This window comes from Streptomyces sp. 5-10, from assembly GCF_014712245.1.
Classification (GTDB): domain Bacteria; phylum Actinomycetota; class Actinomycetes; order Streptomycetales; family Streptomycetaceae; genus Streptomyces; species Streptomyces violaceusniger.
Genome location: NZ_JACVYG010000071.1, coordinates 37,621 through 47,566, shown reverse-complemented (window position 1 = coordinate 47,566; position 9,946 = coordinate 37,621). Strand labels below are relative to the sequence as shown.

Genomic DNA, 9,946 nt, shown 5'->3' with positions numbered 1-9,946 from the left:
GCCGCGGCGGAGGGGGCGGGCGCGGACCGCTGCGCCCCCGGCAGCGCCCTGCGCGGACGGCGCTTGGTGGAGGCGGGCGCCGCCCCGTAGCCGACCAGATTGGCCTGGCGGCCCTCCTTCTCCTCGGGCTCGGCCGCGGCGGCCGGCTTCCCGGCGGCGGGGGCCTCGGCGGCGGGAGCCTCGCCGGCGGGAGCGGCCTGGGGCGCCGCCTCCCCCGCCCCGGGGTTGGTGTCCACCGAGATGATCGGCGTGCCCACGTCCACGGTGGTGCCCTCGTCGAAGCGCAGCTCGTGGACCACGCCGTCGAAGGGGATGGGCAGCTCGACGGCGGCCTTGGCGGTCTCGACCTCGCACACCACCTGACCGTCGGTCACGGTGTCGCCCGGCGCCACGAACCACTTGAGGATCTCGGCCTCGGTCAGCCCCTCGCCCACGTCGGGCATCTTGAACTCACGGAAGCGCTGTTCGACTGCGGTCATCGTCACGATCTCCTCAAGCCCTTCAGTACGCCAACGCGCGGTCTACGGCGTCGAGCACCCGGTCCAGCCCCGGAAGGTACTCGTCCTCGAGCCGTGACGGCGGGTACGGCGAGTGGAAGCCGCCGACCCGCAGCACCGGGGCCTGGAGGTGATAGAAGCACCTCTCGGTGACGCGCGCGGCGATCTCCGACCCGGTGCCCAGGAATACCGGTGCCTCGTGGACGACGACCAGCCGACCCGTCCGCTCCACGGAACACTGGATGGTGTCGAAGTCGATCGGCGACATCGACCGCAGATCCATGACCTCGATCGACTTGCCCTCCTCGGCAGCGGCCGCGGCGGCGTCCAGGGCGACCTTCACCATCGGGCCGTAGGCCGCGAGCGTCAGGTCCGTCCCCGGCCGCACCACCCGGGCGGCGTGCAGCGGGCCGGGGATCGCGGCGGTGTCGACCTCGGACTTGTCGTGGTAGCGGCGCTTGGGCTCGAAGTAGATCACCGGGTCATCGCTGTCGATGGCCTGCTGGAGCATCCAGTAGGCGTCGGAGGCGTTGGCCGGCGAGACCACCTTCAGACCGGCCACATGCGCGAACAGCGCCTCCGGCGACTCGCTGTGGTGCTCCACCGCGCCGATGCCGCCGCCGTACGGAATGCGGACGACGACCGGCAGCTTGACCTTGCCGAGCGAGCGTGCGTGCATCTTGGCGAGCTGGGTGACGATCTGGTCGTAGGCGGGGAAGACGAAACCGTCGAACTGGATCTCCACCACCGGGCGGTAGCCGCGCAGCGCGAGCCCGATCGCGGTGCCCACGATGCCGGACTCGGCGAGCGGGGTGTCGATGACCCGGTCCTCGCCGAAGTCCTTCTGGAGCCCGTCGGTGACGCGGAAGACGCCACCGAGCTTGCCGACGTCCTCGCCCATGATCAGGACCTTGGGGTCGGTCTCGAGGGCCGTGCGCAGGGACGCGTTGATCGCCTTGGAGAGCGACATCTTCTCGGCGGCCATGTCAGATGCCTTCCTCAGCGGTGACGAACGAAGCCTGGTACTCGGCGAACTGCGCCCGCTCCTCGTCGACGAGCGCGTGCCCGTCGGCGTAGATGTGCTCGAACATCGCCATGTCCTCGGGGTCGGGCATGGCCCGTACGGCGTCCCGAACCCGCTTGGCCAGCGCGTCGCTCTCCCGCTCGAGCTCGGCGAAGTACGCGTCGTCGGCCAGGCCCTCGCGGGTCAGCAGGGTGCGCAGCCGCAGGATCGGGTCCTTGGTCTCCCACAGCTCCCGCTCCTCGGGGGAGCGGTAGCGGGTGGGGTCGTCGGAGGTGGTGTGGGCGCCCATGCGGTAGGTGAACGCCTCGATGAGCATCGGGCCCTGCCCGGTGCGCGCCCGCTCCAGCGCGGCCTTGGTGACGGCCAGACAGGCGAGCACGTCATTGCCGTCCACCCGCACCCCGGGGAAGCCGAAGCCCTGGGCGCGCTGGTAGAGCGGCACCCGGGTCTGCTTCTCGGTGGGCTCGGAGATGGCCCACTGGTTGTTCTGGCAGAAGAAGACGACCGGGGCGTTGTAGACCGCGGAGAAGGTGAACGATTCGGCGACATCGCCCTGGCTGGAGGCGCCGTCGCCGAAGTAGGCCAGGACCGCGGCGTCCGCGCCGTCCTTGGCCACGCCCATCGCGTAGCCGGTCGCGTGCAGCGTCTGCGAGCCGATCACGATGGTGTACAGGTGGAAGTTGTTGCTGTTCGGGTCCCAGCCGCCGTGGTTCACCCCACGGAACATCCCCAGCAGATTGGTCGGGTCGACGCCCCGGCACCAGGCCACACCGTGCTCGCGGTAGGTGGGGAAGACGTAGTCGGCGTCGTTCAGCGCCCGGCCGGAGCCGATCTGCGCCGCCTCCTGGCCGAGCAGCGAGGCCCACAGGCCCAGTTCTCCCTGGCGCTGCAGGGTGGTGGCCTCGGCGTCGAACCGCCGTGTCAGCACCATGTCCCGGTACAGACCGCGCAGCTCCTCCGGGGTGGGGTCGATGGCGTACTCGGGGTGCTCGACACGCTCGCCCTCGGGGGTCAGCAGCTGTACGAGTTCGGTCTGGCCCGCAGGCTGCTTCTTGGTGTCCCGCGTGGTGGTGCTGCGCTTGGCTCCGCTGCGGCGCGGCTTGCGCGCGGCAGTGCTCTCCACGGTCACGTGTGCTCCTCCGTCTGTCCGGCCCCCGGGATCCGCCGGCGGCCAGTTGCGGCTCGCCCGTTCCGCCATGGCGCACGGGGTGGGTGCGCCGGGGCATGACCGGGCGTGACAGGTTCCCGGCGGCTGGCCCTGCACAAGGCACGTTACCCAGTGCGTCGCATGTCTGCGAAACCCCACCTGACCTGCAATTTTGCTTGGATTTCCAAGTAAATCGCGCGGGTGGGGAAACATCCACTGGTCACAGCCCCGCAGGCCGCCGGACAAGCGCACGGTATCCCGCTGGACAACGACGCGGGAAGACTTCGTGTGTGAGACTGGATCCGTGCGCGAAGAAGGAAAAATAGGGATTTTCCTGGTCGACGACCATGAAGTCGTCCGACGTGGCGTACGCGACCTGCTCGCGGGCGAGCCGGACATGGAGGTGGTCGGCGAGGCGGGCACCGCGGCCGACGCGCTGGCGCGCATCCCGGCCGCCCGCCCGGACGTCGCCGTCCTCGACATCCGGCTGCCCGACCGCAGCGGGGTCGAGGTCTGCCGGGAGATCCGCGCCCGGGACGAGAGCGTCCGCTGCATGATGCTCACCTCCTTCGCCGACGACGAGGCGCTCTTCGACGCCATCATCGCGGGCGCCTCCGGCTATGTCCTGAAGGACATCCGCGGCGACGAACTGCTCTCCGCCGTCCGGGACGTGGCCGCGGGCCGGTCGCTGCTCGACCCGGTGGCCACCGCCCGGGTGCTGGAACGGCTGCGCGGCCAGACGGCCGCCAAACCCGACGACCAGCTCGCCGCCCTCACCGAGCAGGAGCGCCGGATCCTGCTGCTGATCGGGGAGGGGCTCACCAATCGGGCGATCGGCGAGCGGCTGCACCTCGCCGAGAAGACGATCAAGAACTATGTCTCCAGCCTGCTCTCCAAGCTGGGCATGGAGCGCCGCTCGCAGGCGGCGGCATACGTCGCCCGGATGCAGGCGACGCAGGCCCAGAAGCGCTAAGCGCTCCGCTGGACGTGCCGCGATGCGCCGTCGGCCGTCCGCGGCGCCGTCGTGGCTGATCGCGCCCGCGCGGCGGAGCCGCACCTCGACACAGCCCCGCGCCCCTTCGGGGCGCTGCCCGAACCGTAGCGGACTTCGCCCGACGCGCTTAGCGCGGGCGCGGGCGGCGCGGGCGCGGGTACCGCGGGCGCGGGCGGCGAGGGCGCGGGTAGCGCGGGCGCGGGCGGCGAGGGACCAGGCCACTGACCCCGGCAGGGTCGACGCGGGCCGAGACGCGCTGACCCCTCGGCCAGGGGCGGCGAGGCCCGGAAGCGCTGCCCCCGGGCAGAGGCGCGACGCAGGCCCGGAACCGCTACGGGGCGTCCAGCGGACCACACGGGGTCTCGCCCCTGGACCCCGGGATCTGGGGCGGAATCCCCGTTTCGGGGTCTGGGGCGGAACCCCGCCCGGGGCCTGAGGCAGAACCCCACCCGGGGTCTGGGGCGAAGCCCCGCCCGGGGTCTGGGGCGGAGCCCCAGTTTCGGGAAGGGGCGGGGAGGGGAAACAGCCCGCCGCAGGCGCCAAGACCCGTCGGACACCCCGGCCCCGGGGGGCGACGCGGGCCGCGACGCGTCGCGGCCGCCCCGGTCAACCGGCCGTACCCCGGTGTGCCGTGCGTCGTCGTCTTCGTGGGCCATTGCCGCGATGCCCGGTGATCTAACATCTGGCAGGTGCCGCGCTCACATGTACGCTCCGCCGAGGCCGCTCCCGACGGGGAAACCCTGAGCGCCCTGCTCCGCCGCTATGACACCGCCGGTGAGGCCGTCTCCTGCGAACCGCTCACCGAGGGGCTGCTCAACCGGGGCTACCGCCTCGCCACCACCCGCGGCCGGTTCTTCCTCAAACACCACCTCGACGGCGACCGCACCGCCATCGCCCGCCAGCACCGCGTCACCCAGCGGCTGGAGGCGCTCGGGGTGCCCGTCGCCCCGCCGGTCCCGGACGCCGACGGCCGTACGGTCGCCGTCATCGGCGGCCGTTGCTACGCGTTACACCCCTGGATCGACGGGCGGCACCGCGACGGCGGGGAGCTGACCGCCCCGCAGTGCTGGCGGCTGGGCGGGCTGCTCGGGCTCGTCCACACCTGTCTGGAGCGCGTCATGCGGGCCCGTACGGGCGACCGCAGGCCGCCCGTCGAGGCCGCCGCCGACCCCGAGGACACCTTCCCCGTCATCGACGAGCTGCTCACGCTGATCCGGGGGCGCCGCAACCGCGACACCTTCGACGAGCTCGCCGAGCACCGGCTGGTCGAGCGGCGGGCGCTGGTGGAGCGGCACGCCCACCGCCGCCCGGAGGCGGACGCCGTCCCGGTCGCCGGCTGGGTGCACGGCGACTTCCACCCACTGAACCTGCTCTACCGCGACACGGAACCGGCCGCCATCGTCGACTGGGACCGGCTCGGGGTGCAGCCGCGCGCCGAGGAGGCGGTCCGGGCCGCCGCGATCTTCTTCGTACGGCCCGACGGCACCCTGGAGCTCACCAAGGTGCGGTCCTACGCGCGGGCGTACCGCTGCGCCGCCGGGGCCGGGACCTCCGAGATGGCCGCGGCCGTCCACCGGGTGTGGTGGGAGCGGCTCAACGACTTCTGGATGCTGCGCTGGCGCTACCAGCGCGGGGACCGGCGCGCCGATCCGCAGTTCCCGGCGGCCGCCGCGCTGGTGGTGTGGTGGACCCGGGAGTACGACGCGGTCCGCGACGCCTTCTGCGGGTGACGCCTTCTGCGGATGACACCTTCTGCGGGTGACGGGGCCGGGGCGAAAGGCCGCCTTCCGCGGCCGAGGAGGGCGTTCCGCGGCAGGGGAGGGCCTTCCGCGGCCGGGGAGGGCGTTCCACGACTGAAGGGCCGCCTTCCGCGGGAATCCGCCGGAAAGGGGCCCTTCTTACGGCCGAGGGGGCGCCGCAGGGCGCCCCGGGCCGTCAGGGAGTGCCGCCGGCGCCGTCCGTGGCGCCCTCCGTACCCCCGGTGGGCTGCGTGGCGGGCGGACTCGGATCGTCGGTCGGCTGGGTGGTCGGCTCCTCGCCGCCGCCCGGGGTGGTCGGGTCGCCGGTCGGCTCGTTGGTGCCCGGGTCCGTCGGCTGGTCCGTCGGCTGGTCCGTCGGCTGGTTGTCCGAGTACGTCGGCGTCGGGTTCTCGGTCGGGGTGTAGTCGCTGCCCGTGTCCCCGGAGTTGTTCCCGTCGCCGCTCGGGGCCGTCTCGTCGCTCGAGCCCTCGCTCGGCTTGTCGCTCGGCTTGTCCGTCTTCTCCTGGCTGACCGACGTCTGGTGCTTCTTCGGCTGCTTGTCGCCGCCCTTGTCACCGAGCTGGAGGGCGAAGGCGACCCCCGTCGCCACCGCGATCACCGCGAGCACCGCGATCAGCCACAACTTGCCGCGGCCCTTACGGCGGCCGGAACCGCCGTGGTAGCCGCCGCCCCCGCCGCCGGGGCCGGTGACGATCGGCTGCTGGGAGGTCTCGCCGTGGCCCGGGTGCGGCAGCGCGGTGGTGGCCCCGACGCCCGGCATGCCCATCGCGGGGGTGGCGGCGCCCAGGTGCTGGGTGACCGGGCCGGTGTTCCACATGCCGGTGTGGCCGCCCGCCTCGTGGAGCATCTGCAGCGCGTACTGGACCAGCCCGCGCATCTCCTCGGCGCTCTGGAACCGGTCGTCCGGGTCCTTGGCGAGGGAGCGCATGACCAGGCCGTCCAGCTCCGGCGGCACGGTGCCGGAGATCTCCGACGGGGGCACCGGGGTGTCCTGGACGTGCTGGTACACCACCGACAGCGGGGTCTCCCCGGTGAACGGCGGGCGCAGCGCCAGCAGCTCGTAGAGCAGACAGCCGGTGGCGTAGAGGTCGGAGCGGTGGTCCACGGCCTTGCCGAGGGCCTGCTCCGGCGAGAGGTACTGCGGTGTGCCCATGACCATGCCGGTCTGGGTCATGGTGGACTGCGCGCCGTGCAGGGCGCGGGCGATGCCGAAGTCCATGACCTTGACCGCGCCGCTGTGGGTGATGATCACGTTGGCGGGCTTGATGTCACGGTGCACGATGCCGTGCTGATGGCTGTAGGCGAGCGCCTCCAGCACCCCGGAGACGATGATCAGCGCCTGGTCCGGCGGCGGGGCCTCGGCGTTGAGCAGCAGATCGCGGATGGTCCGGCCCTCGACCAGCTCCATGACGATGTACGGCACGGTGTTCTGGCCGACCGTGTCCTCGCCGGAGTCGTAGACCGCCACCACGGCGTGGTGGTTCAGCCCGGCCACGGACTGTGCCTCGCGGGTGAAGCGGGCCTTGGACACCGGGTCCTCGGCCAGGTCGGCGCGGAGCAGCTTCACCGCGACCGTACGGCCGAGCCGGAGGTCCTCGGCGGCGAACACCTCCGCCATACCGCCGCGGCCGAGTCGACTGGTAAGCCGATATCGACCATCGCCGACAAGTCCTCCGTTGCCCCACGCCTCGGGCGTATCCGACATTCCGGACCCGCTGGCGTCAGGTTCGGAGGGCCCCTGGGCGCTCTGGGTCTGTGCCATCGGTCCTCGCCGTCTCGTTCTCGGTGGGGGTCGGGTCGAGATCGCCCCGCCCACGGGCGGTACGGTTCCCGCTAGGCACGCTACAGCCTTCGCGCCGTGTATCGGTTGGTGATGGACCGGCCATCAAACCTGTTGACGGTGAAGCGATGCAAATCGCGTGACGGGTTCTTGCGCATCCGGTCACGGAACGGGCAACGCGGCTTGACGTGTCCGTGGCCTGGGGCAGACTTGGCCACGATATCCAGAACATCAAGATCAATGCGTCGAAACGTGCGCGTCAGAGTAGTGAGTGCGCCGAGGGGGAAGTACGAAATGAGCCAGTACGGCGCATCGGGCAGGTATCAAGGCCACTCTCTGGCGAACGGCCGGTATCAGCTGCGTGACCTGCTGGGCGAGGGCGGCATGGCCTCCGTTCACCTGGCTTACGACACCGTGCTGGACCGCCAGGTCGCGATCAAGACCCTCCACACCGAGCTGGGACGCGAGCAGTCCTTCCGCGAGCGGTTCCGCCGCGAGGCCCAGGCGGTGGCGAAACTCACGCACACCAATATCGTCTCGGTCTTCGACACCGGCGAGGACTCCATCGACGGCTCCCTGATGCCGTACATCGTCATGGAGTACGTCGAGGGGCAGCCGCTGCGCTCGGTTCTGGACGGCGATGTCCGGCAATACGGCGCGATGCCGACCGAAAAGGCACTGAAGATCACCAGTGATGTGCTGGCGGCGCTGGAAATCAGCCATGAGATGGGGCTGGTCCACCGCGACATCAAGCCGGGTAACGTGATGATGACCAAGCGTAATGTGGTCAAAGTCATGGACTTCGGCATCGCCCGCGCCATGCAGTCCGGGGTCACCTCCATGACCCAGACCGGCATGGTCGTCGGCACTCCGCAGTACCTCTCCCCCGAGCAGGCGCTGGGCCGCGGCGTCGACGCCCGCAGCGACCTGTACTCGGTCGGCATCATGCTCTTCGAGCTGCTGACCGGCCGGCTGCCCTTCGACGCGGACTCGCCGCTGGCCATCGCGTACGCGCACGTCCAGGAGGAGCCGGTCGCCCCCTCCTCGATCAACCAGTCCATTCCCCCGGCGGTGGACGCGCTGGTCGCCCGCGCCCTGAAGAAGAACCCGAACGAGCGCTTCCCGACCGCCGAGGCCATGCGCGACGAATGCGCACGAGTCGCCCGCACCGGGCAGACCGGCGCCTCCCCGATCATCATCAGCGGCGGCCCCCCGGCCCGCAGCGGCGCCGGTGTCGGCTCGGCGGTCTTCCCGCCGATCGACCAGCAGACGCCCGCGCCCGGCCCCGGCAGCGTCCAGACGCCGTACCAGCCGCAGCACTCCCCCGGGCAGTTCGGCGCCTTCGGCCCGTCCACCCCGTCCACCCCGCCGCCCCCGGCCGGCCAGGCGCCGTCCACGACACCGCTGGGGCAGGCGGGCTATCAGGCCCCGACGCCGTCGTACCAGGGTCCCAGCACCCCGCCGCCGTACAACATCTCGCCCTCGACGCCGTCGGGGAGTGGGGGCGGCAGGGGCAACAAGGGCGTGATCATAGGCTCGGCCGTCGTCGCGGCGATCGCGGTCATCGCCGTGATCCTGGTCGTCGCGCTCAGCGGCGACGGCGAGGGCTCCAAGGACGAGAGCAAGGGGGGCGGTGGCGGCAAGTCGGCGTCGCCGTCGGCCTCCGACACCGCCTCGGGCTTCCGCATGGGCGACAAGACCAAGACGATCGAGACGTCGAAGTGCACCGACGCGTACGAGAACACCGACGAGAAGGGCACGTACACGGTGCCCGACTTCCAGAACCTCTACATCGACTCGGTGAAGAAGTGCATCCGCGCGGCGGGCTGGAAGTACCGCGTGGTGCCCCAGGACGAGAATCTGTGGGGCAAGGGCACCGTCCTCAATTACACGTACCGGAACTACGAGCCGTACAACCCCAAGACGGACACCATCGAGCTGACCGTCTCCACCGGCAACCCGGANCGTACAACCCCAAGACGGACACCATCGAGCTGACCGTCTCCACCGGCAACCCGGAGTAGGGGCGGCTCTCACCCCGCTTCCGGCGTGACGACGCCGCGGGCCTCATCGGAAGGTGAGGCCCGCGGCGTCGTTTCGTTGTGTCCGGTGCGCGTCCGTCGCGCGGTTCAGAGGCTCAGAGGCTCAGAGGTACGGCCCCGAGCGGGCGCCGCCCGGCTTGGGCACGGCCTCGTCCTCCTCGCCCCCGCCGATCCCCGGCGGCAGCGCCCGGCGCATCTGCTCCAGCTGGGCGCGCGCCGCCATCTGCTGGGCGAACAGGGTGGTCTGGATGCCGTGGAACAGCCCCTCCAGCCAGCCGACCAACTGAGCCTGGGCAATGCGCAGTTCCGCCTCGGTGGGCACCGCCTCGTCCGTGAAGGGCAGCGACAGCCGCTCCAGCTCCCCGATCAGCTCGGGGGCCAGCCCGTCCTCCAGCTCCTTCACCGAGCTGGAGTGGATCTCCTTGAGCCGGACCCTGCTGGCCTCGTCGAGAGGCGCGGCGCGGACCTCCTCCAGAAGCTGCTTGATCATGCTGCCGATGCGCATGACCTTCGCCGGCTGTTCGACCATGTCCGTCACGGGAACCTCGCGCGACTCGTCGTCACCACTGCCCTCGCCAGAAGCAGGAGTGACGCCGCCGAGTGCCATGCCGTCCGGACCGACGACCAGGACGTGCGGGCTCTCCTGCGCTCGTTCGTTCATCGGCTGGTTCATACCCCTATTGTTCCGCACCGGCACCCGGT

At 71.3% G+C, this 9,946-nt stretch carries 8 protein-coding genes; 3 read left to right on the top strand and 5 right to left on the bottom strand.

Annotated elements, in window-relative coordinates; translation table 11 throughout:
* The 3 genes from IEJ02_RS43170 to pdhA all read right to left on the bottom strand — a co-directional run.
* The coding region (locus tag IEJ02_RS43170; protein ID WP_317986066.1) for a biotin/lipoyl-containing protein at nt 1-479 on the bottom strand (479 nt) is incomplete at its 3' end.
* A 22-nt stretch (nt 480-501) separates the two neighbouring features.
* Nucleotides 502-1,482, bottom strand: coding sequence for an alpha-ketoacid dehydrogenase subunit beta (locus IEJ02_RS43165; RefSeq protein ID WP_191069777.1), 981 nt, complete (start codon nt 1,480-1,482; stop codon nt 502-504).
* A gap of 1 nt (nt 1,483) precedes the next feature.
* The gene (pdhA, locus tag IEJ02_RS43160; RefSeq protein ID WP_137978745.1) at nt 1,484-2,650 is read right to left on the bottom strand and encodes a pyruvate dehydrogenase (acetyl-transferring) E1 component subunit alpha; all 1,167 of its coding nucleotides are present in this window, start codon (nt 2,648-2,650) and stop codon (nt 1,484-1,486) included.
* Between the two features lie 322 nt (nt 2,651-2,972).
* Between pdhA and IEJ02_RS43155 the strand changes: the two genes are divergently transcribed.
* Nucleotides 2,973-3,641: a response regulator gene (locus IEJ02_RS43155; RefSeq protein WP_191069776.1), complete on the top strand. Its 669-nt coding sequence runs from the start codon at nt 2,973-2,975 to the stop codon at nt 3,639-3,641.
* Nucleotides 3,642-4,351: 710 nt separating this feature from the next.
* Complete coding sequence (locus tag IEJ02_RS43150; RefSeq protein WP_191069775.1) at nt 4,352-5,392, top strand: phosphotransferase; 1,041 nt, start codon at nt 4,352-4,354, stop codon at nt 5,390-5,392.
* Between the two features lie 205 nt (nt 5,393-5,597).
* Here IEJ02_RS43150 and IEJ02_RS43145 read toward each other — a convergent pair whose 3' ends face one another.
* Complete coding sequence (locus IEJ02_RS43145) at nt 5,598-7,184, bottom strand: protein kinase domain-containing protein (protein WP_191069774.1); 1,587 nt, start codon at nt 7,182-7,184, stop codon at nt 5,598-5,600.
* Between the two features lie 312 nt (nt 7,185-7,496).
* Here IEJ02_RS43145 and IEJ02_RS43140 point away from each other — a divergent pair, with 312 nt between their 5' ends.
* Nucleotides 7,497-9,200: a protein kinase domain-containing protein gene (locus IEJ02_RS43140; RefSeq protein ID WP_191069773.1), complete on the top strand. Its 1,704-nt coding sequence runs from the start codon at nt 7,497-7,499 to the stop codon at nt 9,198-9,200.
* Nucleotides 9,201-9,347: 147 nt separating this feature from the next.
* On the opposite strand, the gene IEJ02_RS43135 is transcribed toward IEJ02_RS43140, so the two are convergent.
* Nucleotides 9,348-9,917: a bacterial proteasome activator family protein gene (locus IEJ02_RS43135; protein ID WP_191069772.1), complete on the bottom strand. Its 570-nt coding sequence runs from the start codon at nt 9,915-9,917 to the stop codon at nt 9,348-9,350.
* Nucleotides 9,918-9,946 lie beyond the last annotated feature (29 nt).

What these genes read in the sequence shown, in the direction of transcription:
- IEJ02_RS43145 (WP_191069774.1), bottom strand. Translation starts at nt 7,184, where the DNA reads ATGGCACAGACCCAGAGCGCCCAGGGGCCCTCCGAACCTGACGCCAGC.
- IEJ02_RS43165 (WP_191069777.1), bottom strand. Translation starts at nt 1,482, where the DNA reads ATGGCCGCCGAGAAGATGTCGCTCTCCAAGGCGATCAACGCGTCCCTG.
- IEJ02_RS43135 (WP_191069772.1), bottom strand. Translation starts at nt 9,917, where the DNA reads ATGAACCAGCCGATGAACGAACGAGCGCAGGAGAGCCCGCACGTCCTG.